The organism is uncultured Hymenobacter sp., assembly GCF_964242765.1.
Classification (GTDB): domain Bacteria; phylum Bacteroidota; class Bacteroidia; order Cytophagales; family Hymenobacteraceae; genus Hymenobacter.
In genome coordinates this window covers 1-25,678 of sequence record NZ_CAXTBM010000050.1, presented here as the reverse complement: position 1 = coordinate 25,678, position 25,678 = coordinate 1, and the positions used below count along the sequence as shown (strand labels likewise).

Here is a 25,678-nt window from a genome sequence, read left to right as displayed (position 1 = left end):
TGGGTTTCTTTGTCTAGCCTACTTTTCTGCTTTTTGCTAAGCCAGAACGCTGTGCTTGCTACGGGCTAGCTACACTCAGCGGGTACTGGTGCGCATCGTGCTGCCAACTCGCTTATCTTGCCGCTGCCTGTCCTGAGGCAGTGCCGTGTCCTATCTAGCGTTGCTATCCGAAATGCTTCTTACCATCTCCACCACCCACCAGCCCGCCACTGATTTAGGCTATCTGCTCCACAAAAACCCGGCGCGGCTGCAATCCGTGGACATCGCCTACGGCCAGGCGCACGTCTTCTACCCCGAAGCCACCCTCACCCGCTGCACCGCCGCGCTACTGCTCGACATCGACACGGTGGCGTTGGTGCGCAGCCACCGCGGCCCGGCCGGGGAAGGCTTCGCGCTCGAGCAATACGTCAACGACCGACCCTACGCGGCCTCGTCATTTCTGAGCACGGCCCTGGTAAAGGCCTTCAATACCGCCATGAACGGCACTTGCAAGGACCGCCCGGAGCTACCCGATACGCGGCTGCCCCTCGAAGCTACCGTGGCCGCCCTGCCCGCGGCCAACGCCGAGCAGTTGCACCGCCTCTTCGAACCCTTGGGCTACGAAGTGGAAACCGATGCGCACCCGCTCGACCCCACCGTGCCGGCTTGGGGCGAAAGCCGCTACTACACGCTGCGCTTGCGCCACTCAACTTGTCGTCTGCGCGACCTGCTCACGCACCTCTACGTCTTGGTGCCCGTCCTCGACAACGACAAACACTACTGGATTGGCCCCGCCGAAGTTGAGAAGCTGCTGCACCGCGGCGCGGAGTGGCTGCCCCAGCACCCCGACCGGGAATTTATTACGCGCCGCTACCTGCGTTTTGCGGAGTATGTGAATCCCACGCTGAAACGGCTCTTAACAGCCGAAGAAGCTGCTACCGACGATGTTTCGGGGACTGGGCTGCCAGTGGCTCAAACAGTTATTCCTGATGAAAAGGTGACCGGAACAACTCAGGTAGGAAGTGAGGGCAACGCGGAGCCGGCCACAGAAAAGCAAAAATTGCACGACCTCCGCCTGGCTCGGATAGCCGAGCAAATCCGGCGGGTGGGGGCTAAGCGGGTGCTGGACCTCGGGTGCGGCGAAGGTAAATTAGTGCGCCTCTTGCTTCAGCAACCCCAAATCGAGCACATCTTGGGCATGGACGTGTCGTACCAAGAGCTGGTCCGGGCGCAGGAGCGCCTGCACTTCGCCGAAATGCCCCCGCGCCAGCGCGAGCGGCTGACGTTGGTGCAAGGCTCCCTGCTCTACCACGACCCGCGCCTGGCCGGTTACGACGCTGCGGCCGTAGTGGAAGTCATCGAGCACTTAGACGAAAGCCGGCTGGTGGCGTTCGAGTTGGTGCTTTTTGCCCGCGCCCGCCCCGGCATCGTGCTCCTGACTACGCCCAATGCCACTTACAACCAGAAGTTCGAAAAGCTCTCCGCCGGTCAGTTCCGCCACTCCGACCACCGCTTCGAGTGGACGGAAACGCAGTTCGCTGCTTGGGCCAGCGCCGTAGCGGAGCGCCACGGCTACCGGGTGCGCGTGGAGCCCCTCGGACCGGAAGATGCGCAGGTAGGGGCGCCTTCCCAGTTAGCTGTATTTGAAAGAGTTGGGTAAGTCAGCACTAACGCAACGGCCGTGCCAGCTGATTATATTGCTGGCAGCGGGTGCTTAGCTGGTAGCGTACGGCGCGGGCAAGAACACCGATCGGTCGCGCACGAAGGCGGCTATCCAAACTAGCGTTAGGATGACGGCCGGGGCTACTGGGCTAGTGCCGTGGGAGATGTCGGTGGCTATAGCGCCGGCGAAATAAGCCGTGAGCAGCAATACGCCTAGCTTCATGGTTTTAGAGTAAAGAAACAGCGCCGTGAAAACCAGCTCCATAGCCCCTAGCGTGTATATATGGTCAACGACGCCGGCCTTGGTGAGAGCTTCGCGAATTTCGGGAGCACCCGTGAGTTTGAACACGCCGCTGGCAATAATCATCAGCGCTGGAACAGTCGTGACCAGCCTGGGTACTAGGTTTTTCTTGTTGAGTGCCATGGAAGTAAAGGGTAAGAGGAATAAAATGCAGAAAGTACTGACGTAGAGCATTACTGCTTAGCGTAAAGGTGTCTGCTTTCCAGTTTACTTCAGATACCGGTTTACCGAAGTATACCGGTATCTTGTAGGATACTTGCCTGATTTCTAACGCCCTTTAGGTATGCCGCTTCCTGTTCCGCCTCCACACTCAAATACAAAAGAATGTGCTTCGGCCATGCGTTCCGTCCGCGACGCGCTTGACCTTCTTGGGGGCAAGTGGAAATTGCCCATTATCCTGGCGCTGTTGGGAGGGCCGAAGCGCTTCAAGCAGTTGCAGCGCGAAGTGGTGGGCATCACCGCCAAAATGCTCAGTAAGGAAGTGAAGGAACTGGAAATAAATGGGCTTTTGCGCCGTCAGGTGCAGGCCGAAGCTGCTCCCGTGGCCGTTACCTACACCCTGGAAGCTTACGGTGATACGCTGTTTCCCGTCATTGAAGCGCTGCACGACTGGGGCCGCCAGCCCCGCAACCATATCATGCATCCTCAGGAAATAGTCGTTGAAAAAACAGAAGCTTTCGAGCAGGTTGCAGCGGCGTAAGCGCCGGCAAGACCAAGATAAACAACCGAAGGCACGCGGCCCGCTTGCCGTTGGTGAGCGTATACGAGGCGGTGACGGGTTCTACTTTGCCGGCGCGGCTAAGCTGGGGGCCCGGCGTGAAGTCTGCATCCGCTAGTTGCAGTCCGAGCCGGAAAGGGCGGATAAGCTCGGTTTTTCCGGTAAGCAACAGCATACGTTAGCAGCCCTACTCCTCACTAGCCCCGTCATCCGCACGGCGCCGTCGGGGCTAGTGAGGAGTAGAGGCTTTTGCTTGCCTGCCCATGCCAGCATACTTGAAAACAACAATACCAGGGCCAACCAGTAGGTTCAGCATACATCCGGACGAGAGAACTACTGGTTGGTGCAGGGTCGGTAGCGCCGCGCCGTACGTGCGCCTACTGCTAGCACACGCAGGCAAACACATAGCACATTTCACCCCTTCTTCTTGCCCTTACCTGATATGATAGGCGGCCACTCATGCTAAACACAACGTGGGGCCTACTTTCAAGCTGGTTATGAGGTTGCCGGTGCCAACTGTTGAAGGCTGCTAATGGCTGTATGCCAGGTATTTACGAGGAGGGTAGCGGGTGGTAGTAACGCTTCGGCCCAGGCCTCAAAACTACCCCGCAGAGCGAAGTACAGCATGGTTTGAAACCGTCGTGCGGTGGTGAGGTTACTTGCGCACGAGCAACGCCTAGCGGCCTATGCGCAGGCAAAGGACAACCTGAAATCAACCCAAAACGACAGAAACTATTGATAGTACCATACGACTATTTTTGCTTGAAGCAGCTAGCTTTGGCGATGCTGATGTTACTCCAGGCAACCATATAATTCAAGTCGATGAGAAACTATGTACTTGCTGCGCTTTCACTTGTTGCGCTGCCTGCCCTTGGACAAGACGTTGGCAACAGTCCGGCAACTTATCCCGAGCGTAACTTCTCGGTTGGGTTGTTTGGCACCTACAAAGTGGTTGGCTTACAAGCCGACTACCGCTTTGCCAACCGGTGGGGAGTTAAAGTAGCGGGTGCCAGACAGTTCGACTACGACCGACAAAACGAATATGGCCTAGCTGGCATCGGACTCTTAACGTATTATCTACCAACAAACTCGAAAGTGGTAGAGCCCCTGGTTGGCTTAGGCGCCGTTCGCTCCTTGTATCATTGGGAGCTAGCAGGCCAGAGTGGTGCTGTCACCGACTGGAATGTGGGCGGTGGATTTGGTACCAACTTCAGGTTCAGCCAGCGATTCAAGACGGGCCTGAACGTGTTGTTGGTCAATGGTTTTCGGGCCGAGTACAGTTATGGAGCAGGCGATATGATTGTGACCGGCCGAAGAGTAGTGGTTTTCCCCGCTCTAACCTTGGATGTGCTCTTGTAGACCCCTCACTTTCCGGTAGCCAGATGGTCAGTAAACGGCACGTTCTGGGCACCGGAATGTGCCTGGCTACTAAAGTAATGGGTTCGTTACTTGACGGCCGAAACCATATTTTTTCGGCGTTTTTGTAGGTTGCCTGTGGGATTGGTCCCAATATTACGCCAAACCGGCAGGTTCAGAGGGGCAACTACAGAACAGCCTTGATCTAGCACCTGCTTTGGTCTTATTCGTCTTGCTGGTTTGCAAGCGCTTCCGACTACACGCTAACGACAAGGGGAACGGCCGTCGTTAAATCCTGCGGATAGCTGCGGCCAATAGGCCACCAAGTTTTCTTTTGTAATTTATATTCTGCTGTTTGCTTTGCTTATGAAGGTTTTGCTGACGCTGGTACTGACGGTATGCTGGCTGAAGCTGTATGGGCAGGAGCCATCGGCCGGCCAGGTGTACACCGACCCCAAAGCGAGCTACCAAGTGACGTACCCTGGTTCTTGGCAACGGCAGCAAAACGCAGCCAATACCGAGACATCCTTCTACCCCGGTGGCGCCGGGCAGGCCGCCGTAGTAACGATAACCAGCCGCCAACTCCCCGCCGATTACCCCGCGGCTGCCAGCCTACTCGTCCCGGGTCAGCAAGATTCGGTGTGGCGCAGCATTCAGCGGCTGCCCCAGGCCCAAGTGCTGCGCCTCGACCAGCACGCGGCCGGTAGCTACCAAGAAATTCGCTACCACTATACCTTCGCTTCCGCTGCCACCCCCGCGGCTCGCACCCGCGTGATAGGCCGTCGGCTATGGCGTGGCGGCTCGGAATTTAATGTGGAGTACCGGGCTGCTACCAGGCAAGACGGCCGCTACCAAGCTGAGGGCGAGCAGTTAGTGAAATCATTCCGCTTCCCGAACGGTCCGGCCAGTCAACCCAGCGCCACCCAGCAATGCGACGACAAGATGTACGGCATTGCGGCGCTGCGCTACGTCAATGACGTGTGGGAAGATGACTGCCGCACGATTCACGAGTTTTCCACCGCCGACCCATCATCAACCCCGAAGATTCACCGGCAAGTGCTGCCGTTTCAGTCGTACGCCCTGGCCAAAGGCTTCGACAACTGCCTGTATTCGGTGACCAAAGCGCCCACCAACCGTCCAGAGTACGTGTACCGCTACAACCCCTTCACCCGCCAGGGCGAGTATACCAGCTGGCGGCTGCCAGCTCAGGGCTCGGAAACCGTCTGGATTTCCGCCGCCACCGACGTGCGGGGCGACTTGTATTTCATGACGGCCGATGCCAACAAGCTGGTGAAAGTCAGTCCCTTCGACAACTCCATAACGGTGCTCTGGACCAAGGACCCGGCGCGGCAGACGTCCTATTTCCCTATCATTGGTTTTGCGGGAGCGGGCTCCCACGGCAATTTCTGCCTTGACGACGCTAACACCCTCTACGAAGTCTACAGCACCGATGGCTCTCTGCTAAAAGTGGACTTGAACACCCGCCAAGCGGCTCCCGAAATGATTCCGCTCAGCGGGCTACCGGAGCGGGGTGGCTACAGCGACTTGCTGTTCCAACTAGACAAGGCTGGCCGCCGGCGGCTCTATTTGGCAGGTCCTAAATCTCTGTATCGGGTAAACATGGAAACCGGTGAGGCCTATCGGGTCCGCCGCGGCGTTTATACCGATCTGGCGGGCTGCAACTTGTTTCGTGCCGTTCCCCCACCGCCGAAGACGGCCGCCGGAACCCTGCCTGCTGCCGCCACGGCTACCACCACATGGCAGGGACGGGTGCTGGACGCTGTCACGTTCCAGCCTTTGCCCCAGGCCCAGCTACGCCTAAACAACGGCAAAACGGAAAGCAAGCTGCAACTCACCCCCGAGGGTACGTTTTCTGTGTCCGTCACTCCCGACCGGGCGTACAGAGCACACGCCCAACTCGTTAGCTACCTGCCCACCGACAGCATCTATACCACCCTAACTGGCCCCTACGTGCAGGATATCCTGCTCCAACCCCTCACTGTTGGCACCACGCTGCGCCTGAAAAACGTGCAGTTCGACCAAGGTACCACCCGGATGCTCGCTGCTTCCTACGCCACTCTCGACCAGCTGATAGCCGTTATGAAGGAAGACCCCAGTCTCCTCATCGAAATACGCGGCCACACCGATAACGTCGGGCCCCCGGAGAAAAACCAAATCCTGAGTGAGCAGCGAGCTGCCGCCGTACGAATCTACCTCGTTGGCCTTGGTATCTCCGAGCAGCGCATCACGAGTGTGGGCTTTGGTGGCACCCAACCCCGGGCCAGCAACGCCCGCGAGTCTACCCGCCAGCTCAACCGCCGCGTGGAGTTCCGCGTGACAGGCGGGCGGTAGGAGAAGCTACAAACCTTGCACCGCTACGCAGTGCAGCCACAACTAGACAACTCGCACAATTCAGGAGTACTGTTTCAGTAAGTTAATCCTCTCACCTCATCCTGCCAATAATGCAGGCCTTGCTTCTCAAAAACACCGCCTTGCAAAAAACGATTGATAAACGCAGCGAGTGAGCTGGTTAGAACAACTCCTTGGTCGAAGATTTGGTAATGATCTGAAATGGGAATTCCTATTTCCACTTCCCACGTGCCGCAATAAATTGAGTATTCAGCTAGATAAAACTGCTTGGGAGGTAATTCATTTCTGTATTCGAGTATCTCCTCCAGCGGAATCATTCGAAACATATCTTCTGCTGACTCAAACCCGTTGCAAAACAAGTAAAAGATTTTGAAGTCCGTTGGAAGAACCAACCTCATTTCTTGTTCGAACTGTTTTATAAGTTGTTCGTTTGCAACGGGATAGAGACTGATATCAGTTTGCTTCAAATTAGCTTTGAGCCTTGATAGTAATTTGTGAATCGTCATAAAACGTTACTTCCAGTCGGTGGCGGCCTAAGTTAAGGCCTTTAACTGACCAGTATTATAGTATCATCTAATGCCCCTAACCACCCTCAAGGTTCCTGAACTTTCTTTAGTACTACTCATCGGCACGTCGGGGGCGGGCAAAAGCACGTTTGCTCGGCGTCTATTTAAGTCCACGGAAATCGTGTCGTCGGACCATTGCCGGGCGCTAGTGGCGGACAATGAGAATGACCAAGCCGCCACGCCCGATGCCTTTGCGTTGCTGCATTACCTGGTGGGCGTGCGCCTCAAGCGCGGCCTGCTCACGGTGGTAGACGCTACCAACGTGCAGCCCGAAGCCCGCAAAACCCTAGTGCAACTGGCCCGCGACTACCACGTGCTGCCCACTGCCATCATCCTCGACGTGCCTGACCGGGTAGCTGAGGACCGCAACCGCGCCCGAGACGAGCGCAAGCACATGGGCCGGCACGTAGTGCCACAGCAGCGGGTGCAATTGCGTCGCAGCCTCAAAAGCCTCAAGCACGAGGGATTTCGCCACGTCTATCACTTGAACGGCCCCGAGGAAATCGACGCTGTGCAAACTGTGGTGCGTGACCCGCTCTACAACAACCGTAAGCAGGAAACCGGCCCCTTCGACATCATTGGCGACGTGCACGGCTGCTACGACGAATTGGTGCAACTGCTCTCTAACCTTGGCTATACCATCGAGGCCGAGCCGGTGCAGGACGTCCGCGACCTGGGCGTGCGCGTGACGGCGCCAATTGGCCGCCGAACTATTTTCCTTGGCGACTTAGTTGACCGGGGGCCGGATTCGCCGGCGGTGCTGCGGCTGGTGATGCGCATGGTGCAGGACGGAGTGGCGCTGTGCGTGCCCGGCAACCACGATATTAAGCTGCTACGCCACCTCAACGGCAAGAAAGTGAACGAGCAGCACGGTTTCGCCGAGACGTTGGCGCAGTTGACCACCGAGTCGGACACGTTTAAGAGCCAGGTGCGGCAGTTTCTGGATGGTCTCGTGAGCCATTATGTGCTCGATGACGGCAAACTGGTAGCGGCCCACGCCGGTTTGCGCGAAGACATGCAGGGGCGGGGTTCGGGCGCAGTGCGGTCCTTTGCGCTGTTCGGCGAAACCACCGGCGAAATAGACGAGTTTGGCTTGCCGGTGCGCTACAATTGGGCCTTGGAATACCGCGGCCGGGCCATGGTGGTGTACGGCCACACGCCCGTGCCCGAATCGGAGTGGCTCAACAACACCATTGATATTGATACCGGCTGCGTGTTCGGCGGTCAGCTCACGGCCTTGCGTTACCCCGAGCGAGAGTTAGTAGCCGTGCCTGCCGCCCGCGTCTACTGCGAGCCGGCGCGTCCGCTCAACTACCTGCGCCTCCAGCACGAGCAAGCAACCGCCAACGCACAAACGGCCTCCGACCTCACCGCGCAACAGCAGCACGACGATCTGCTCGACATCCGCGACGTGATTGGCAAGCAAATCATTCGGCCGCGTCTGCTGCCTTCGGTTACGATTCGGGAGGAAAACGCCATTGCTGCCCTGGAGGTGATGAGCCGCTTTGCCCTCAATCCCAAGTGGTTGCTGTACCTGCCGCCCACCATGTCGCCGACGGAAACCAGCCCGCTGCCCGACCTGCTCGAACACCCCACCGAAGCCTTCGACTACTACCGCAAAATGGGCGTGGAGCGCGTGGTGTGCGAGGAAAAGCACATGGGCAGCCGCGTCGTGGTGGTGCTGGCGCGCGACGAGGACGTGGCGCGCCGCCGCTTCGGGGTGGTAGGCGAGGGCCCCGGCAAGTGCTACACCCGCACCGGCCGCAACTTCTTCACCGACCCCAACCTGGAAAGCGCCTTCCTCTCCAAGCTGCAAGAGGCCCTAACAGGCGCCAACTTCTGGGAGAAACACCAAACCGACTGGCTCTGCCTCGACGCCGAACTGCTGCCGTGGTCGGCCAAGGCGCAGGACCTAATCAAGAACCAGTACGCCGCCGTAGCCGCCGCGGCCAGCGCCGCGCTGCCCCTGGCCGAAGCCGCGCTAGCGCAAGCCGCCGCCCGCAACCTCGACGGCCTCGAAGCCCTGCTGGCTCGCACCACGGCCCGCCGTACCGCCGCCGAGCACTACGCCGAAGCCTACCGCCGCTACTGCTGGCCCGTGGAAAGCCTCGCCGATTTGCGCCTGGCGCCCTTCCACCTGCTCGCCACCGAGGGCCGCACCTACTTCGACAAAGACCACGCCTGGCACATGGAAACCCTGCGCGCCCTCAGCGTCCAGGATCCCGGCCTGCTCCGTGCTACGTCCTACCGCGTGGTAGCTACCCAACAGCCCGCGGAAGTGGAAGCTGCCATTCAGTGGTGGACCGACCTAACGGTTGCCGGCGGCGAAGGCATGGTGGTCAAGCCCTACGACTTCATCCCGAAAGGCACCAAAACCCTCGTGCAGCCTGCCCTCAAGTGCCGGGGCCGCGAATACCTGCGCATCATCTACGGCCCCGACTACCTGCTGCCCGGCAACCTGGAGCGCCTAAAGGAGCGGGCCGTCAAGGCCAAGCGCAACCTGGCCCTGCGCGAGTTTGCCCTCGGCGTGGAAAGCCTGGAACGGTTCGTGGCCGGCGCCCCTCTGCGCGAGGTACACCAATGCGTGTTCGGCGTGCTGGCCCTAGAAAGCGAGGCCGTGGACCCGCGGTTGTAGAAGGATTAGAGATGGGGCACTTCATGTCTCTACTTCTAGTATTATGCATGATTTACTTCATATAAGACAAATACCGAGTTCCATCTGCTCGGCTATCGGACTAAGCTTATGGCCAAAGCGGTAGGTATTTCGTAGCTATCTGCACAAAGGGCATCCGGCCATATTCTGGTGCCATCGGAGCACTAGTTGCTGTGAAATTCACTTCTGCTTTCAACAACTTATGCCTACTAACACCATTCTGGTAGTCGGCGGCAACGGCATTATTGGCCGCAACGCTGTCAGTTACCTGCTTTCTACCGGCAATTGGAATACACTAGTCACGTCGGCCTCGGCGCTGGACTATGAAACTTCGGCGCGCTATGTGCAACTGGATTTGCTGGATCCGGAGGCTGTAGCAAAGCAAGCCGAGCAGTTGCGTGAGGTTACGCACGTGCTCTACGCCGCCTATATCGAAGGTAAAACCCTGGCTGCCCAAACCCACGTGAACCTGGCGCTGCTGCGCAACCTCGTGACGGGCTTGGAGCAGTTTGCGCCTAGCTTCCAGCACATCACCTTTATTCAGGGCGGCAAGGCCTACGGCGCCCACCTCGGCCGCTACAAAACGCCGGCTCTGGAAACCGACCCGCGCCACTTTCCGCCCAACTTCTACTACAGCCAGGAAGATTTTCTGCGCGAGCAGTCCGCCGGTAAGTCGTGGAGTTGGACGGCCGTGCGCCCCGATATTGTGATAGGATTTGCGGTAGGCAACCCCATGAACCTGGCGAACCTGATTGCCGTGTACGCTAGCTTATGCAAGGAACTGAAGGTGCCCTTCCGCTTCCCGGGCAGCTTGCAGGCCTACCAAGTGCTGGTAAACGTGACCGACGCGACGCTACTGGCCAAGGGTATGGAGTGGGTGGCAACCCACGACGAATGCAACGAGCAAATCTATAACGTCACCAACGGCGACATTTTCCGCTGGAGCCAGCTGTGGCCTAAGTTCGCCGCGTATTTTGGGGTGGAATATGCTGAGCCCATCACGTTCCCGCTGCAAGAGTACATGGCCGACAAAACCGAACTCTGGCAGCAGATAGTCCAGAAGTACGACCTTAAGCCGCATACCTTGGACGAGCTGGCGCAGTGGCCCTTCGGCGACTTCATTTTCAACGTGGAAGCCGATGCCTTCTTCGACGTCAACAAGCTGCGCCGCGCCGGTTTCCACGACATGCACCTCGACAGCTTCACTTCCTTCCGCAATCAGTTCGAGCAGTTGAAAGCCGAGAAAATTATTCCGTAGTTGGTCCTATGCTTGGGTAACGTGATGGTGTGCGGTTGCTTTGGCTGATAGGCCAACAATGATAGTAGCTGCTTATATTGAGCTTTCTTAATGATTGCTTGGCAAGCGCCATTAACTGCTGGCCCAATATGCACTCTCTGAGCAGACATATAGTCAACATTCTGATACTAGTGCTTGGTTGCCGGCTGGCCCATGCACAAACAACAGCTGAAGCAGCAACTCGAAAGCAGCAGTACTTAACCGAGCAGAAAACCATCGGTCGGGCGTTCACGGGGTACTTTTACCCCCGCTACAACCAACTCTATGCGCTGCCGGCTGCCACCTTCGTAGCGAAGATAGATTCGGGCCGGCAGGTGTTTGAAACCCACCTGAACCGCTACGCTAAGCAGCTAGAGGCACCGTTTGTGCAAACGCAACAGGCCGAGATACGCTTCTATTTCGATAAGCTGCTGCTCGAATACCCCGAGGCGCACGAAACCTGTACCGGCCAGAAAGGAAAGCTGCCGGCGGCCGTAGTGCGACGGTTGAACGTCAACCTAGCGGCTTTCAATCAGCCCGAACAACTCACCAACGACGATTTCAAGGCGTACGCACGAGCCTACGTGGAACGGCAAACCAAGCGGGAATTGCGCAAACCTGCCTATGCCCGGCAGGACAATCAGTTTCTGCAAGCCACCTGGCAGTTGCTGCCCACGCTATTTACCAACGCGCAGTGCCGGGCATATTGGCAACAAGAATACTTGTTCAAGCACCTCGACAACCTGGGTGCTAAGAATCTGGAAGCCATTGTTGGCAGCTTCAATGCCACCTGTCAGGATACAACTTACCGGCGCAAAATCAACCAGCTTTACGAGCAAGAGCTGGCTGGTCGGCGGGGGCACCTGATTAAATCCTACAAAACAGTGGGGCCTTACGCGCTAGACCTGCACCTGTTTTTGCCGGAGGCCAGCGTAGATAGCCGGCCGAAGCCGACCATCGTTTTTTTTCACGGGGGCAGTTGGTCGGAGGGCAAGCCAGATTGGTTTTTCGGGACGTGCGCCGGGTATGCCCGCCGGGGCTGGGTGGCCTGCGCGGTGGAGTACCGCGTGCTGGCCCGTCATAATACCTTGCCCTTTGCTGCCGTGATGGACGCTAAATCAGCTATCCGGTGGCTGCGGCAACACGCCGAAGAGTTGCAGATAGACACGGCGCGCATAGTGGCCTCTGGCAACTCGGCGGGTGGGCACTTAGCCTTAGCTACGGCTCTGGCAACGAACTGCAACGAGAAAACCGACGACTTACGCTGGAGCGCCAAACCCAACGCGCTGCTCGTCAATGCGGGCGTATACGACCTTACCACGGCAACTAATGCCTGGATCAGCAAACACCTGAAAGACAAAGCGCAAGTGCGCAGCATTTCGCCGGTTCACCTCGTCGGGCCAGGCCTGCCATCAATGTTGCTTGTTCATGGCACCGAGGACAAGAACGTGGCATTTGCTACAGCAGAAGCATTTCGCCAAGCTGCCACGCAGGCTGGCAATGTGGTCGAGTTTGAAGCCCTGGACGGCGCCGAGCATTTTATTTGGTACAACCCGCGCTTCGCTGGTAGAATAGCCGAACGCCACGCCGCTTTCCTGAAGAAGCTTGGCTACTGAGTCGGTACGGTATTGAGGCTGCCTGGCGGCTAGCGAGTCTGTGTTGGCTGAGTTCGATACAGGAGCAGCCAACTGTCCGCTCACGTAAAGCTTACCGCCCGGCCATGCTCTTATCCCGCGCGCCTTTGAACTCCGAGCCGGCGCGCCACTGTGGGAACGTAGTTTCGGCGGCTAGGCGCTGACCGACGCGGAAGTAGAGTTGGGCGTCCTGGGCGATGCCCAACAGGTCCCAACTCGGGTTGAACTGGTCGGCGGGCTTGTGGTAGAGGTTGGTGGTGTAGTTCTGGCGCTGCTGGGCAATGTACTCCTTGCCGCGGGTGCGGCTCTCGAAGCCGCCGCTGGCGTAAAGCGAGGGCACCCCAACGTGAGCGAAGTTGAAATGGTCGGAGCGGTAGAACATGCCGGTTTCGGGCGTTTGGTCGGGCAGCACGTAGCGGTCCTGCTCTTTGGCCGCCGCCCGGGCGTAGTCCTCTAGCTCCGACTGGCCGTAGCCAATGACGGTCAGGTCCTTCATCTCACCGTAGGGCCAAAGCATGTCCATGTTTAGGTCGGCCACGGTTTTGTTGAGCGGGTAGGGCGGGTGCTGGGCGTAGTAGGCCGAGCCGAGCAGGCCTTGTTCTTCGCCGGTTACGGCCAGAAACACGATGCTACGGGCGGGCTTCTCCTTGGCCTTCTGGAAAGCTTCGGCAATGCTCAGCAAAGCGGCCAGGCCGGTCCCGTCGTCCACGGCGCCATTGTAGATAGAGTCGCCGGCAATGGCTTTGCCCACTCCAAAATGGTCCCAATGGGCGGAGTAGACGATGTACTCGTTGGGGCGGGTGGTGCCGGGCAGCACGGCCAGCACGTTGCGGCTGGTTTGGCGGCGGAGCTTGTTTTCAATGCTGGCCGTGAGTGTGAGGTTGCCGAGCGGGCGGGAGCGGAAACCGGGCTTGTTGGCTGCGGCATAGAGCTGGTCGTAGTTTTGACCAGCGGCCTGGAACAGCTTTTTGGCGGCATCCATCGTCAGCCAACCTTCCAAGGCGCACTTATCGGCGCCCTTATTAGGTGTTTGGGCGCGCAGTTTGGGGCTGGTGGCCCCGCTCAGCACCACCGACCACGGATAAGCTGCCGGCTTGGTATCATGCACGATGAGCAGGCCGGCGGCGCCGTGGCGGGCAGCTTCCTCGTATTTGTAGGTCCAGCGGCCGTAGTAGGTCATGGCCTTGCCGTTGAAGAAAGTGGTGTCGTTGCTGGCATTGCCGGGGTCGTTCACCAGCACCACCACCGTTTTGCCTTTCACGTCGAGACCCGCGTAGTCGTCCCATTTGTATTCGGGCGCTACCACGCCGTAGCCGGCAAACACCAGCGGCGAGTTCGTAACGGTCACGCGGGGCTGCTCGCGCTGGGTGAAGGCTACGAAGTCGGTTTTATAGTTGAAGCTCAGGTTTTGGCCATTGCCCTTGATTTGCATAGTGGCCGCGGGCGTACCCGTAATTTCCACCAGCGGCACCTGCTGAAAGTAGCTGCCACTGGGGCCAGGCTTGAGGCCAAGCTGCCGGAACTCATCGGCTAAGTAGTTGGTGCTGCGCTCTTCGCCTACCGTGAACGGCTTGCGGCCTTGCATCTTGTCCGAGGAAACGGCTTGCAGATACTTGCTGATGCTGGCCGTCGTAATGGCGCCGGCAGCACTGGCACCAGGTGTAGTAGCTGAAGCCGCCGAATCGGTAGTGGTAGTGGCATCAGTACTTGCCTTGGACTTGGATTGACAGCCGCTCAAGGCGATGCCAACTAGCAACGACGCCGTAAGCGGACGGATGCAGGGAAACAGAGAGGAAAGGGTCATAAGGTGGTCGGATTGCTGGTCCGGCGGCCAGCCTGTAAGTAAAAGCTGAGCTGGAATTCTGGAAATGTAAGGCAAACCCCTGCCTTGCGCGTTACTGCTTGCTGGATTTTTCCTCGTAACCACTTTGCAGTAGAAAAGCCTTGAAATTTTTGGTGGTAAGCATATCGGCTAGGGCTTGCTTCTTGTTGGTGGCCCTGGCGTAGTAGGATTGGCAGATTTTATAGCCTACATAATAGCCTAAGTCGCAGGGCTTTTCGGGCGTTTCCTGGTCGGAGTTAGCCAGCCAGTTTTTGGTGGTAGTACCGTCCATCTCCAACTGAAAAGCGAGCCACAATTGCTGCTCGTGGGCGTTGCCGTACACGTGTAAGCGGGCGTTGTTGCCCAGGGCCCCCGTTACCAACTCGGCCACAAAGTCGGCCATGCCTTCCCGAATAGCCGCACTAAGCAACGTACCATCACTGCGCTGCTGGACGTTGTGAATCATTTCGTGCGTTACCAGATTCGGTAGGTTGGTGACCGGGCCGCAGCGGTTGCGCTGCACCAACGACAGTTCCGAGGTGTCGACGCCAGGGCCATTGGCCGTTTGGTCGGCGCCGATGAGCAGGCCCGGCTCCTGGGCCGTGCTACCCGCGAAGCCGCCCACCACAAAATAGATGGGCTGGAAACGCACTGGCGGATACAACTCCTGTAGCCGCCGAAAAGCTGCCAGTATCTGCGGCTTCTGCTCGGCTATGGCCTGCGTAGTTTGCCGCACCGAGGCGTAGTAGCGCGGCCGCTGGGTGATGCGCCGGGCAAACACCACCGCGTCGCCTTTGTATTTGCGTTTGAAATACTCTTGCAAACCGGGCGAAGCCTTATTGAAATACTGCTCCTGAAAAACCCGGTAGGCCTGCGCGGTGTCGCGCATGGCGGCGGGGTAAGCCTGCCAAAAATTGTCGATGTCACTGGTAACCAGCTTGATGCTTTCCGCCCGCCGAATGCTCGTGCATTGGGTGGCACCAAGTAGCAACAGAGCTCCCAAACGGATAAGTGATAAGTAACGCATCAGGATGGTAGGCAAGACCAGAGGAGTGGCAAGAGCAATGAGAACAGGATAGCCTTGGTTAACTGATGATAAAGCTAAAAGGCGTGGAATATTCGAGAAAAACCAAATATAAATGGCTGCCAGGGCTTGCCAGCAGCCCCAGCAGTTGGATAGTTGCTGGAAGTATATGGAGCCAAAAGCCGAGACGGTACCTTCGTTTCAACTTTGCTACAGTCAGTGACTGCTGCTCTACTTTGCTACTCCATGCACGTTCGCATTCAAAAGGCCCTCACCCAACTTGAACTGACCCACAACCTGCGCATCCTCTACGCCTGCGAGTCAGGCAGCCGAGCCTGGGGCTTTCCCTCGCCGGACTCCGATTACGACGTGCGTTTCATCTGCGTCTAGAGAAGGAATTGGTGCAGCGAGCAGAAACTCTAGTAGAGCGAGTGGAGGGAGCCTTTGCTGCTGCTTGTCTGCCCGAGGCCCCTAATAAAGCCGCCGCTGAGTTACTGCTGATTCAGGTACGGCAAGCATGGTACGAGGCTGCTACATAACAAAAGCCCTTCCCCGTGCAGGTGGGAAAGGGCTTTGGGGTAGCTAAAGGCTACTACGTTATTGTTTTTGCACTTAAGTAAGCTTGTCTTGGAAGTGCAAGCACGTTTCAAACACTGAAGGGTACTACTCAGATACGGCTCGAGCGGGTAGGCGTGCGCTTTACACTGGACCGGCTCTTCTTTCTGAAATTAAATAAGCTATGACGGCCGCGGCTACGGTGCCCTTTGTAAATTTTGTAGCTAGGACGGTGGGTGTAGCGCTTGGCCTTCATTTTGGCGCGAGCGTAGGCAGTAGGGCGGCCCGCTTCGGCCGGGGTAGGTTCAACACCACTCACGAGTAAGATGGCAAAAAACAGCAGCAGAGTCCGAATCATAGAGAGTAGAGTTCAAGGTTGGTATGCTGCTATAAACTCAAGACTGAGGCCAGAAATTGTGCCTCAACCAGAAAACTTTAAATATTTCTGTTTTAACAGATGTGGAAAGTTTTGTTACAGCTTAAAAGGCTATAGTTATGGCTGAAAATATATTTTTCGATTCAATTAAAATTTCAATCGAAAAAGGGGATTGGTTTGGTCTTGGATGGCGCTGTAACAGTCTAATATTTATATAATCACCTAAGCTAAGGTGAGGCTGATTGCGGCTTCAGACTTACGTTTAGTAGCTAAAGTATTCCCGTGTTGCCTAGCGTTGCCGGAGCCGCTAGCTGGTCATCACCACATGGTCGGGCGGCAGTATGAATCCTGCCTACTAGTAAGTTGATACTCATCAAAAGGACCGTATCTGCTTTGCTTGTTGACGTCCAGAACCTAGAAGACAGCATAGCAAAGAGCAGTGAACTGAAAAAAATACCTCGGCTGTATGGAATTAGATGGGAGGTGGCATCAGTAGAGAAACGCTCTATCTGTTCCCGCCTATGTACCGATTCCTACACGTCCTGCTGCCGCTGTTTTTGCTGTTTCCCCTGTCGTTGCCGGCGCAGCAGAGGCTGGCGCACGCCCGTCAGCGCAGCTACCTCACCAAAGTATTTCGATTGACGGACGCGCAAACCCAGCTCCTATACGAGCGGGGCTTAAGCGCCGCTCGCCCCGAGTTCTTCACGCAGCCCGTCGATTCTTTCCCGACTGACAGCTTGCGGATGGTCTTTCAACGTTTGTTGCCGCCCGGCTACTATCTGGTAGCGCACACCGAGGGGCCGCAACTAGTGTATTGGCTGCGCTCGGTTACCAACCGCCAACTCACCATTATCGACAACCAGGTGGACCTCACGGTGCTGGTGCGCGACTCGCTCGGGCGTTTGCTCGAGGATGCGCGCGTGACGTTGCCCAAAAACCGGCAGGTACCCTTCGATGCCGCTACCCGCGCCTACCACCTGCCCGGCAAAGCCAGCCGGCCGGGCTTGCTGGCAGTAGCGCAAGGCGGGCATACCACCTACCACGCACTAAATCAAACTTTTCCGTACCAACAGTCGGCGCGGTGGCCATTCATTTGGCGCCGGCTGATGTACGGTTTCCCGCTCGGCTACCTCACGCGGCCGGTACGTAAGCTCGTGCTCGACCTGCGCCAAGCGTCCTATATCAACACTGGGCTGGTGGGCTCGCTGCGGTCGGTGTTCAAGGAAGATGTGCGCGACGACCGGCAAGCCCGCCGACAGCAAAAGCGGGAAGGAGAGTGGGTGAGTTACCTCGCCCTGAGTAAACCCCGCTACCGGCCCTCCGGCGACACCCTGCGTCTAAAGGCCCGTATTTTGCGCCAGCACGACGGCCGGCCTTACTGCAAGCCACTGGAATTGTATCTGTTAGACGGCTACACTCCCAAACCCCGCATCGTGGCGGTGCTAAAGCCCGTGCGGCCTGGTTCCTACGAATACGAATTGCCCCTCACCGATACCCTGGGGTTACGCTCCGATAAGTCGGTGCGCGTGCGGCTGGTGCAGCCCGGCAAGGAGGACAAGACGTTGGCCGACGGCAGCTTCCGGCTGGAAGACTACGAACTGAACAACACCCGCTATACGTTGCGTGCCGCCGAAACTCCGCACCGGCGCGGCACCACGCAGGCGCTGTTTCTGCGCGGTCAGGATGCCAATGAGTTGAATCTGCTGGATGCGCGGGTGCGCCTGAGCGTAACGCCCGCCACCGTGGGCCACTTTCCGGGTCGGCAGGTGTTTGTGCCCGATACGCTTTGGACCCGCGCGCAGCCCCTGGATGCCACCGGCGAAACCCGCCTCAACCTTCCCGAAGCCAACTTGCCGCCTGCTAGCTTAACCTACCAGGTGCAAGCCACTTTCCTCAACGGCGACAACGAGCGGCGCGTTGAGTCAACCTCGGTGTCCTACGAACTCGACCCCGGCGAAATCAAGCTGACCCTGCAACACGATACGGTGGTGGCTCGCTACCTGGTGCGCGGCGAAGAGCGCCCGCATACGGCCACGCTGGAGGTACAAACCGTCAACTTCAATGGCTCCACCTCGTTGGTTAGCAGTGCCGTGACGCTGCCGCTAGCTCGGCCCGTGGACCCGCGCGCCCTCAACTACCGCCTCACCGACGCCACTGGTCACGCTGCCGCCCTGCCCCTCGACGCCAGCAATGCCGGCCTACTGCTGCGCTCCAACCGTTCGCACGATTCCATTGTGCTGGCCATGGAAAACCCGCGCCGGTTGCCGTTTTGGTACTATCTCTACCGTGGCAACGAACTGGTGCGCCGCGGCTACAGCACCGACCTCGCGCTGGCGTTGCCCGCGCCAGGGCCCACGCCGTGGTACGTGTCGTTGCACTACTTCTGGGCGGGCACTCTGCAAAGCACCGAGTACAATGTGTTGCTGCCGCAACACCGCCTGTTGGTGCAGGCCGAGCAACCCGACGTGGTATATCCGGGGCAGCGGATAAAACTGCGCTATACCGTCACGGATGGGGGCGGCCAACCCGTACCCAACGCCGACCTTACCGCGTACGCCCACACCAGCAAATTTGAAGTAGCTAGTGCACCAGAAGTGCCGGATTTCGAGCCTCCGGCGGCTGGGCGGCTCTCGTTGCGACGGTTTCAGTTGGGGGCAGGGTTCGAGAACAAGGCGGAGGCTACCGGCCAGAAGCTGCTGGCCTGGGGCGCGTGGCGCAAGCGCCTGGGCCTCGATTCGTTGCGGTTCTATCAGTTTCTGTACCCTGATTTCGGGGCTTTTTATGAATACCAACCCGCGCCCGGCGGCATTACGCAGCTCACGCCTTTCGTGGTAGACTCGGGGCGGGTGCAGCCGGCGGTGGCCGTGTACGTGGATGGTGTGCCGGTGTACGTGGCCGCCATCAACCGCGAAGAACCCTTTGCGCTGGTAGCTGATAGTGGGCAGCATACTGTGGCCATCCGCACGCCCAACCGCTTGGTTACGCTGCGCGGGGTGTATCTGCGGCATCTGCACAAGCTCACCCTTAGCATCGACCCCAACCGCACGTGCCACGAGCTAACGGTAGAGAAGCGCGGCCCCCTAACGGAATTAGAGCAACAAGAACTGCAACGCTTCCTGATTCTGGTCGATAGAAGCCAGGTGGGCGAGCGGGTACTGCTCCGCCAAGGCAATCGGCTGCAACCCCTTGGGGCCGGCCGCCCCATAGCTAGCAACAGGGGCCCCAATCAGCGCTACGCCTACACTTCCTACGGCCACTACACCCACCAAACGTACCACCTGGGTGGGCCATTCCGACCCGATTCGGTGCTGCTGCGCCGCACCGACGGCCTGCGGCGGCGGTTCTTGCTCGAGCCCATGTTTCGCTACACATTGGAGGCGGGCCTGCTGAAAATGCGCTGCGTGCAAGGCAACGAGTTCGGGGGGTTGACGGAAGCCAATCAGTTCGGGCAGTTGCCGTTAGCTGACTTTGCGTATACGGAGGCCGACATGCAGCCGCGCCCGGCTACCAGCTACTACCGCGCCCCCAGCCCCGGACCCGTCCTCAACAACCCCGCCGCCACTGCTGCCGGGCAAGGCCGCTTGGTGCTGCGCTTACCCGCCCCGCCTGCCAATTCCCGCGAAGCCCTGCCGCCCGTACTGTACACGCTGGTCACGCAGCCCGGCAATACCAGGTTTGTGCGTCTGGAACGCGGACTGCCGCCCACGGTCCATGCCCTGCCTACGGGCCGCTACCGCATGGCCCTGCTGCTAGCCGATAGCTCTGTACTAGCGCCCAATACCGACCTCGAAATTCAGCCCAATGGCACCACCTACGGGCAGTTGGAATACGCTGACCTGCTAATTAAAGGCGCCGCTGGTCGAGCGTTGCGCCGCCGATTCGAGCGGCTGGTGCGTGAGCGGGTACCTAACCTCGCCTTGTTCAGGAAAGAGTTGCGGGAGGAGCGCCGGGCCATTACGGTAACAACGCCCGTAGTGCCGCAGCCTGGCTGGCGGGTGCAGCGCGGCCGGGTAGAAGACAAGCAAACGAGCGAAGGGCTGCCCGGCGTAACCGTACTGCTAAAAGGCACCACCATTGGCGCTTCAACCCTAGCTGATGGCAGCTTTGAGTTGAGCGTGCCACCCACGGGCAACACGCTGAGCTTTTCTTCAATCGGCTTTGTGTCAACAGATAAGCGGTTGGATGGCCGGGATATATTGGTGAGAATGGAGGCCGACACCAAGCAGCTCCAAGAGGTGATAGTGGTAGGCTACGGAACGCAGCACCGCAGTGAAATGACAGGCGCCATCTCCATCGTAACCAGTAGCGCCCTGCAAGGCCGCGTGGCAGGCGTAGCCATAAGTGGCCAGCCAGCAGGAGTTAGGATTCGTGGGGTAAATGCCAGTGGCGGCAGCAATCAGCCGCTACTCATTGTTGATGGAGTGCCGTTTAGTGGCAAGCAAACTGATTTAAATCCCGATGACATTGCCAGTATCAAAGTGCTGAAGGACGCAGAAGCCGCCGCTACTTTCGGTTCGCGGGCTGCCAATGGCGTTGTCATCATCAACACCAAAGCTGGCATCAACGGCCGAACCCCGGCCGGCTTAAGCCCCGGCGAAACCACTGGCCCCGATGGTTTGCTCCTCGCCGGCCGCGACCCGCGCCTGGCGCTGCGCCGCCGTTTCTCCGACTCGGGCTGGTGGCGCCCCACGCTCGTTACCAACCAGCAGGGCCAGGCCAGCACCGAAGTTGTGGTGCCCGACGACATCACCGGCTGGGACACCTTCGTGCTGGCCTCCGACGACCACGCCCGCACCGGCTCCTTTACCGGCCTCATGCGCTCTTTCAAGGCTGTGATGGGGGAGCTAGCCGCCCCGCGTTTCCTGATCCAGGGTGACCGGGCGCAGCTCGTCGGTAAAACGTTGAATTACCTTCCCGACACGGCGCAGGTCACAACCACTTTCCAAGTCGGCAATAATCCGGGCCGCACGCAGCGCCACCAGGTAGTTACCGCCGTGCTCGACACACTCACCTTTACGGCGCCTGCCGGGGTTGATTCGGTGCAAGTGCGCTTTGCTCTAACCCAGCCCAACGGCTACCAAGACGGCGAGTTGCGCCACATTCCGGTGCTGCCGGCCGGCACGCGGGAGCGGGTCGGCACCTTCGCCGTACTCACCGCCCGCGACACCACCCTCACGCTGCCGGTGCGCCCGGAGCTCGGCGAGGTGACGGTGCGCCTGGAAAGTGACCCGCTGCCTGCGCTGCTAGAAGAAATTCGCCACGTACAACGCTACGTCTACCTCTGCAACGAGCAGGCGGCCTCCAAGCTCAAAACCTTGCTGCTCGAACAGCGCATCCGGGAAGTGATGAAGCAGCCCTTCGCCGGCGAGAAGGAGGTTAACCGCCTGATCCGCCATTTGCTGCGCGGCCGGCACCAGCCCGAGGGCTTGTGGGGCACTTGGCCCGGCGCGCCAGTTAGTCCGTGGGCTACGCTGCACGTGCTGGAAGCCCTGCTCGACGCCGAGAAGCAAGGCTACGCAGTGAAACTTGACCGGGACGCCATTCGGCTTTATCTACTCAAGCAGCTCGACTATGCCTTTGCCGAGGCTGCCGTGCAACTCTCGCTGGCCTCCGCGCCGGGCGGGCAACGCTTCAGCGCGCTGTACTTCCGCTCCGCCGACGACCGAATCCGGCTGCTCCAGGTTCTGTACCGCCTCGGCGCGCAACCCGATTTTCGGAGCTACGTGTTGCGTCTGGAACGCGAGCAGAAAGGCCGCCAGCCCCTCGACCGATACCTGGCCCTCACCAATCTGCGTCAGCAACTGGGCTTGCCCTATCAACTCGACACGCTGCGGCGCTACCGCCTGCGTACCGAGCTGGGCGGTGTGTTCTATGCCGACACCTTGCGGCTGGGTTCATATTACCGCTTTCTGCTGCCCGACCGCATCGGCAACACGCTGTTGGCCTACCGGCTGCTGCGCGCCAAAGGTGGCCAGGAGACGGAACTGATGCGCATTCAAACTTTCCTGCTCAACCAGCGCCGCACCGCCAGCCACTGGAGCAGCACGTATGAGGCCGCGCAGATTCTGGAAACCATAGTTCCCGACCTGCTCGTACCCGGCGGCAAGGGCTTGGTTGCGCACGCTCAACTCAGCGGCGCGCTTTATCAGGAGGTGCGCGAGTTTCCGTTTGAAGTTAAAATCTCGGCTGCCGCTGGTCCGCTCACACCGCACAAGGAAGGTGGGCTACCCGTGTATGCCACGGCCTATCAGTCGTTTTGGAACGCCGCGCCCGAGGCCAAAGCCGCGCCGTTTGTGGTGAGTACGCGCCTGGCAGGGCAGGAGGGAAGCCGGGTGAAACTCCGCGCCGGCAAGCCCACCGAGTTGCTGGTAACCGTAGACGTGAAGGCCGAGGCGCGCTATGTACTGCTCGAAGTGCCTATTCCGGCTGGCTGCTCCTACGGCGAGAAGGAGCGAGGCAACTACTTCGAAGTACACCGCGAGTACCTGCGCCACCAAACGGGCATCTTTATGGATGTCCTGCCCATTGGCCGCCACACCTTCCGCATTGCACTGCAACCCCGCTACCGGGGCCGCTACACCGTTAATCCGGCCAAAGCCGAGTTGATGTACTTCCCTACCCGTTTCGGCCGCTCCGCCAGCAAGCAGGCAACAATAGAATGATACAACGCGAAGCTCCTGCTTGTGCGCACGAGCAGGAGCTTCGCGTTGCATTGGGTCTCGTCGTACTTTCGTGCAATATGCCCTACTCCCTGCTACTATTCGACTACGACGGTACCCTTTGCGATACACGTCGAGCTATCAAGCATGCCATGCGTCGCACTTTTGAAATAATGGGGTATCCGCCGCCCGACGAGGCTCTCATGGATGAAGCCGTAGGGCGGGGGCTGTTGCTAACGGAGATGCTGCTCTGGCTGCATCCGCCCGGTACGCCGCCCTTGCCTGCTGTTTGGGTGGATACCTACCGCGCCATCTACAACACCGAGTCCGAAGCGCTGGTTACGCTATTTCCTGGCGCCGAGCAGGTGTTGATGGCCGCCTCGGCCAACGGCAGGGAGTTGGTAGTTATCAGCAATAAGGGGTTGCCGCTGCTCGAAAATTCACTTAGCCGTTTCGGTCTGCGTCACTATTTCAGCCTCATACTCGGCGACACCCCAGACCGGCAGTTGCCTCTCAAACCCGATCCGGCCATGTTCACGCAGGCGATTCAGCCCCGATTTCCGGCTATTAGCCTCAGTGCTACTCTTATGATTGGCGACACGACGCCTGATCTGCTCTTTGCCCGCAACTGCGGCATTGCTTCCTGCTGGGCCAGCTATGGCTTTGGAGAGGAAGACGATAATCTGCCTCTCCGTCCTACCTACTGCATCAATACCTTGCCGGATCTACTGCCGCTACTCGCGTAGCGAACCTCGCTCAAGGCAAGGCTACGAAAGCTTGCTTCTTCACAACGTAAGGGTTCGTTAAGGCGGTTGCTGTGATTTCTTTATGCCAGTTTTTGCCGTGCTGACCACTGTCAACCTTGGCGGCAACACCACTACGACCGGCGCCGTAGAGGCGGCTTCGCTGGGCTCTGGCCCAGCGAAGCTGCCATTTTACCTGAGTGGCTGGCCGTGCTGGCCCACCGCCCCGACATGGAAGATCTTGCGTCTCGGGTAGCGAATTAGTAACCTAAGTAAATAAGCCTAGCAAAGTGTGTTAGTGGCTACTGCGACAAAAAAGCCAGCCTGTGCTCATTACAGAATAGGACTGCCAGTAGAAATACGTTAATAGCAAACCCAGTGATTTTTATCTGCGTGGCGATTAGCTATAGTATATAAATAGGCTACTGATACTTCTGTAATATATTTCTCTGAGAAGTACGCTTTGAAATTATAATAATGTCAAAGGCGTAAATAGGAAATAAAAAGGCATTATAACTGGAATAAATAAACTGAGTGCAGTATATGTTTTCAGTGGTTGGAATTTTGTTTAATGACATTTCTAGAGAGAAGAAATTAATATATAGTTATCCAAATACACGTTAGTGAAATTGCGTTCAGTCAAGCAAGCTGCGCAGTAAACCAACCGAAGAAATGCGTTTTTACTGCTGAGGTACTTGTTGCCAGTAAGTTGCTTGAGCCTCCGTTCTATAACCGAAAAAAGTGGCTCCCGTCCTGCAATCAACAATCCAAGTACTTGCTTGGCGCGTAGGTAATAAAAAGATGATAAAAAAAAGCAGTAAAAGGCAACTTTATGGTTGCAGAGCCTGTAAGGAGGCAAGATTACTAGATTTTTCCAGTGCTGAAATTAATTTTAATGCAACAAAGTGGAAAAAGTTATTAATTTAATAATACTCCTTCGCTCCCTGCCTGATTACGCACTACCTCCTATGAAAGCTACTAATACTTCTCTTTCTTGCTTGCCTAGCAGCCTGTTCTATTCCGTTCAAGGTTTCCTTGTTTATCAGTAAACGGCCTCTTGCAATGGAACATTACAAGCGCTATACAGATTCATCCCGAGTAATATTACCCGTAACGGATGCTCTAGTTGTATTTGGCGCCTTTCGGATAGCCAATTTTTATATGCAAGGGGATTGGAAATTTGAAGGAGTGTATCCCCTTCTGTTTGCTGTTTTTGCCTTGTTGTGGTGGACCCTTTCAAGGCAGAAAGTCAATGTCTACCGGACCGACCGGCTACTTTCCTATCCGGAAAAGCTGATGCAGCTAGTGCATGGCTTTTTGCTGCATGCACTATGCTTTTTGGCTGGCGTGGTTGTATTAGATCTTAATTGGCTGTCCAGTAGCTATTTGGTTGCCGTATATGGGCTGTCTATTGTGGGTGTTACAACGAGCCGTTTCCTGCTTACCTATTTGCGGCGGGCTTACCGCCGACATTTGGCGCGGCCTCACAATCGATTTGTGATCGTAGGAGCTAGCAGCAGCGGACAAGAGCTATACCGCTTTCTGACCTCACACGATCCAATCAGCAATCAGTTCAAGGGGTATTTCACGGATGAACCCGTGTCTGGTGAGTTGCGGCAGCTAGTACAAGGAAAGCTGACAGAATTAAAGGCGTACTGTAAAGACGAGCGGATCGACGAAATCTATTTTGCGCTGCCCCTCGACCAGCACCAGCTAATCGAGGATATTTCTCGCTTTGCCGACGACCATTTCATTGCATTTCGTATTGTTCCGGACTACCAAGGTACTATGCGTCAAGATGTAAGCGTTTACTACTACGACCACCTGCCCGTGCTCACGATTCGGCAGGCTCCCCTTGGGTTTCGTACCAACCAAGTACCGAAGCGTGCGTTTGACATTGCCTTCTCGCTGTTCGTGATCCTCGGAATTTTCCCGGTGGTGTTGCCGATCTTGGCCCTGCTCATCAAGCTCGACTCGCCCGGCC

16 protein-coding genes and 1 pseudogene are annotated in these 25,678 nt (G+C 57.8%); 12 read left to right on the top strand and 5 right to left on the bottom strand.

The window, feature by feature from the left end:
* Window positions 1–172: 172 nt before the first annotated feature.
* On the top strand, window positions 173–1,639 hold the full coding sequence (locus ACFE7X_RS18540; protein WP_375437177.1) for a 3' terminal RNA ribose 2'-O-methyltransferase Hen1: 1,467 nt from the start codon (window positions 173–175) through the stop codon (window positions 1,637–1,639).
* A gap of 54 nt (window positions 1,640–1,693) precedes the next feature.
* On the opposite strand, the gene ACFE7X_RS18535 is transcribed toward ACFE7X_RS18540, so the two are convergent.
* Window positions 1,694–2,065, bottom strand: coding sequence for a DoxX family protein (locus tag ACFE7X_RS18535; protein WP_375437176.1), 372 nt, complete (start codon window positions 2,063–2,065; stop codon window positions 1,694–1,696).
* Between the two features lie 214 nt (window positions 2,066–2,279).
* Between ACFE7X_RS18535 and ACFE7X_RS18530 the strand changes: the two genes are divergently transcribed.
* From ACFE7X_RS18530 to ACFE7X_RS18520, 3 genes are all read left to right on the top strand, one after another.
* The gene (locus ACFE7X_RS18530) at window positions 2,280–2,642 is read left to right on the top strand and encodes a winged helix-turn-helix transcriptional regulator (protein ID WP_375437175.1); all 363 of its coding nucleotides are present in this window, start codon (window positions 2,280–2,282) and stop codon (window positions 2,640–2,642) included.
* A gap of 840 nt (window positions 2,643–3,482) precedes the next feature.
* Window positions 3,483–4,019: a hypothetical protein gene (locus ACFE7X_RS18525; RefSeq protein ID WP_375437174.1), complete on the top strand. Its 537-nt coding sequence runs from the start codon at window positions 3,483–3,485 to the stop codon at window positions 4,017–4,019.
* A gap of 363 nt (window positions 4,020–4,382) precedes the next feature.
* The gene (locus tag ACFE7X_RS18520; protein ID WP_375437173.1) at window positions 4,383–6,368 is read left to right on the top strand and encodes an OmpA family protein; all 1,986 of its coding nucleotides are present in this window, start codon (window positions 4,383–4,385) and stop codon (window positions 6,366–6,368) included.
* A gap of 74 nt (window positions 6,369–6,442) precedes the next feature.
* Here ACFE7X_RS18520 and ACFE7X_RS18515 read toward each other — a convergent pair whose 3' ends face one another.
* Entirely contained in the window at window positions 6,443–6,892 is a 450-nt protein-coding gene (locus ACFE7X_RS18515) for an SMI1/KNR4 family protein (RefSeq protein WP_375437172.1), read from the bottom strand.
* A 70-nt stretch (window positions 6,893–6,962) separates the two neighbouring features.
* On the opposite strand from ACFE7X_RS18515, the gene ACFE7X_RS18510 reads away from it, so the two are divergent.
* The 3 genes from ACFE7X_RS18510 to ACFE7X_RS18500 all read left to right on the top strand — a co-directional run bounded on the left by ACFE7X_RS18510 (window position 6,963) and on the right by ACFE7X_RS18500 (window position 12,497).
* Window positions 6,963–9,587: a polynucleotide kinase-phosphatase gene (locus tag ACFE7X_RS18510; protein ID WP_375437171.1), complete on the top strand. Its 2,625-nt coding sequence runs from the start codon at window positions 6,963–6,965 to the stop codon at window positions 9,585–9,587.
* Window positions 9,588–9,807: 220 nt separating this feature from the next.
* Window positions 9,808–10,863: an SDR family oxidoreductase gene (locus ACFE7X_RS18505; protein WP_375437170.1), complete on the top strand. Its 1,056-nt coding sequence runs from the start codon at window positions 9,808–9,810 to the stop codon at window positions 10,861–10,863.
* Between the two features lie 128 nt (window positions 10,864–10,991).
* Complete coding sequence (locus ACFE7X_RS18500; RefSeq protein ID WP_375437169.1) at window positions 10,992–12,497, top strand: alpha/beta hydrolase; 1,506 nt, start codon at window positions 10,992–10,994, stop codon at window positions 12,495–12,497.
* A gap of 91 nt (window positions 12,498–12,588) precedes the next feature.
* Here ACFE7X_RS18500 and ACFE7X_RS18495 read toward each other — a convergent pair whose 3' ends face one another.
* Together ACFE7X_RS18495 and ACFE7X_RS18490 are read right to left on the bottom strand one after the other, a co-directional pair.
* Window positions 12,589–14,319, bottom strand: coding sequence for a M28 family metallopeptidase (locus tag ACFE7X_RS18495; RefSeq protein ID WP_375437168.1), 1,731 nt, complete (start codon window positions 14,317–14,319; stop codon window positions 12,589–12,591).
* A 91-nt stretch (window positions 14,320–14,410) separates the two neighbouring features.
* Window positions 14,411–15,364, bottom strand: a complete 954-nt coding sequence (locus tag ACFE7X_RS18490) for a DUF2268 domain-containing putative Zn-dependent protease (protein WP_375437167.1) — start codon at window positions 15,362–15,364, stop codon at window positions 14,411–14,413.
* A gap of 243 nt (window positions 15,365–15,607) precedes the next feature.
* Between ACFE7X_RS18490 and ACFE7X_RS18485 the strand changes: the two genes are divergently transcribed.
* Window positions 15,608–15,751: a DNA polymerase beta superfamily protein gene (locus ACFE7X_RS18485; protein ID WP_375437166.1), complete on the top strand. Its 144-nt coding sequence runs from the start codon at window positions 15,608–15,610 to the stop codon at window positions 15,749–15,751.
* A gap of 277 nt (window positions 15,752–16,028) precedes the next feature.
* On the opposite strand, the gene ACFE7X_RS18480 is transcribed toward ACFE7X_RS18485, so the two are convergent.
* On the bottom strand, window positions 16,029–16,274 hold the full coding sequence (locus tag ACFE7X_RS18480) for a hypothetical protein (protein WP_375437165.1): 246 nt from the start codon (window positions 16,272–16,274) through the stop codon (window positions 16,029–16,031).
* Between the two features lie 539 nt (window positions 16,275–16,813).
* Here ACFE7X_RS18480 and ACFE7X_RS18475 point away from each other — a divergent pair.
* From ACFE7X_RS18475 to ACFE7X_RS18460, 4 genes and pseudogenes are all read left to right on the top strand, one after another.
* A complete protein-coding gene (locus ACFE7X_RS18475; RefSeq protein WP_375437164.1) occupies window positions 16,814–22,954 on the top strand; it encodes a carboxypeptidase-like regulatory domain-containing protein in 6,141 nt (2,046 codons plus the stop codon).
* A 77-nt stretch (window positions 22,955–23,031) separates the two neighbouring features.
* Window positions 23,032–23,697, top strand: a complete 666-nt coding sequence (locus ACFE7X_RS18470; protein WP_375437163.1) for an HAD family hydrolase — start codon at window positions 23,032–23,034, stop codon at window positions 23,695–23,697.
* Window positions 23,698–23,779: 82 nt separating this feature from the next.
* Window positions 23,780–23,950 (top strand): hypothetical protein, encoded by a 171-nt coding sequence (locus ACFE7X_RS18465; RefSeq protein ID WP_375437162.1) that lies wholly within the window; start codon window positions 23,780–23,782, stop codon window positions 23,948–23,950.
* A 932-nt stretch (window positions 23,951–24,882) separates the two neighbouring features.
* A pseudogene (locus tag ACFE7X_RS18460) lies at window positions 24,883–25,678 on the top strand (hypothetical protein); the annotation flags it as partial.

Bases quoted from the DNA above. Each gene is read 5' to 3' on its own strand.
- ACFE7X_RS18540 (WP_375437177.1), top strand. From the start codon at position 173: ATGCTTCTTACCATCTCCACCACCCACCAGCCCGCCACTGATTTAGGC.
- ACFE7X_RS18535 (WP_375437176.1), bottom strand. From the start codon at position 2,065: ATGGCACTCAACAAGAAAAACCTAGTACCCAGGCTGGTCACGACTGTT.
- ACFE7X_RS18530 (WP_375437175.1), top strand. From the start codon at position 2,280: ATGCGTTCCGTCCGCGACGCGCTTGACCTTCTTGGGGGCAAGTGGAAA.
- ACFE7X_RS18525 (WP_375437174.1), top strand. From the start codon at position 3,483: ATGAGAAACTATGTACTTGCTGCGCTTTCACTTGTTGCGCTGCCTGCC.
- ACFE7X_RS18520 (WP_375437173.1), top strand. From the start codon at position 4,383: ATGAAGGTTTTGCTGACGCTGGTACTGACGGTATGCTGGCTGAAGCTG.
- ACFE7X_RS18515 (WP_375437172.1), bottom strand. From the start codon at position 6,892: ATGACGATTCACAAATTACTATCAAGGCTCAAAGCTAATTTGAAGCAA.
- ACFE7X_RS18510 (WP_375437171.1), top strand. From the start codon at position 6,963: ATGCCCCTAACCACCCTCAAGGTTCCTGAACTTTCTTTAGTACTACTC.
- ACFE7X_RS18505 (WP_375437170.1), top strand. From the start codon at position 9,808: ATGCCTACTAACACCATTCTGGTAGTCGGCGGCAACGGCATTATTGGC.
- ACFE7X_RS18500 (WP_375437169.1), top strand. From the start codon at position 10,992: ATGCACTCTCTGAGCAGACATATAGTCAACATTCTGATACTAGTGCTT.
- ACFE7X_RS18495 (WP_375437168.1), bottom strand. From the start codon at position 14,319: ATGACCCTTTCCTCTCTGTTTCCCTGCATCCGTCCGCTTACGGCGTCG.
- ACFE7X_RS18490 (WP_375437167.1), bottom strand. From the start codon at position 15,364: ATGCGTTACTTATCACTTATCCGTTTGGGAGCTCTGTTGCTACTTGGT.
- ACFE7X_RS18485 (WP_375437166.1), top strand. From the start codon at position 15,608: ATGCACGTTCGCATTCAAAAGGCCCTCACCCAACTTGAACTGACCCAC.
- ACFE7X_RS18480 (WP_375437165.1), bottom strand. From the start codon at position 16,274: ATGATTCGGACTCTGCTGCTGTTTTTTGCCATCTTACTCGTGAGTGGT.
- ACFE7X_RS18475 (WP_375437164.1), top strand. From the start codon at position 16,814: ATGTACCGATTCCTACACGTCCTGCTGCCGCTGTTTTTGCTGTTTCCC.
- ACFE7X_RS18470 (WP_375437163.1), top strand. From the start codon at position 23,032: ATGCCCTACTCCCTGCTACTATTCGACTACGACGGTACCCTTTGCGAT.
- ACFE7X_RS18465 (WP_375437162.1), top strand. From the start codon at position 23,780: ATGCCAGTTTTTGCCGTGCTGACCACTGTCAACCTTGGCGGCAACACC.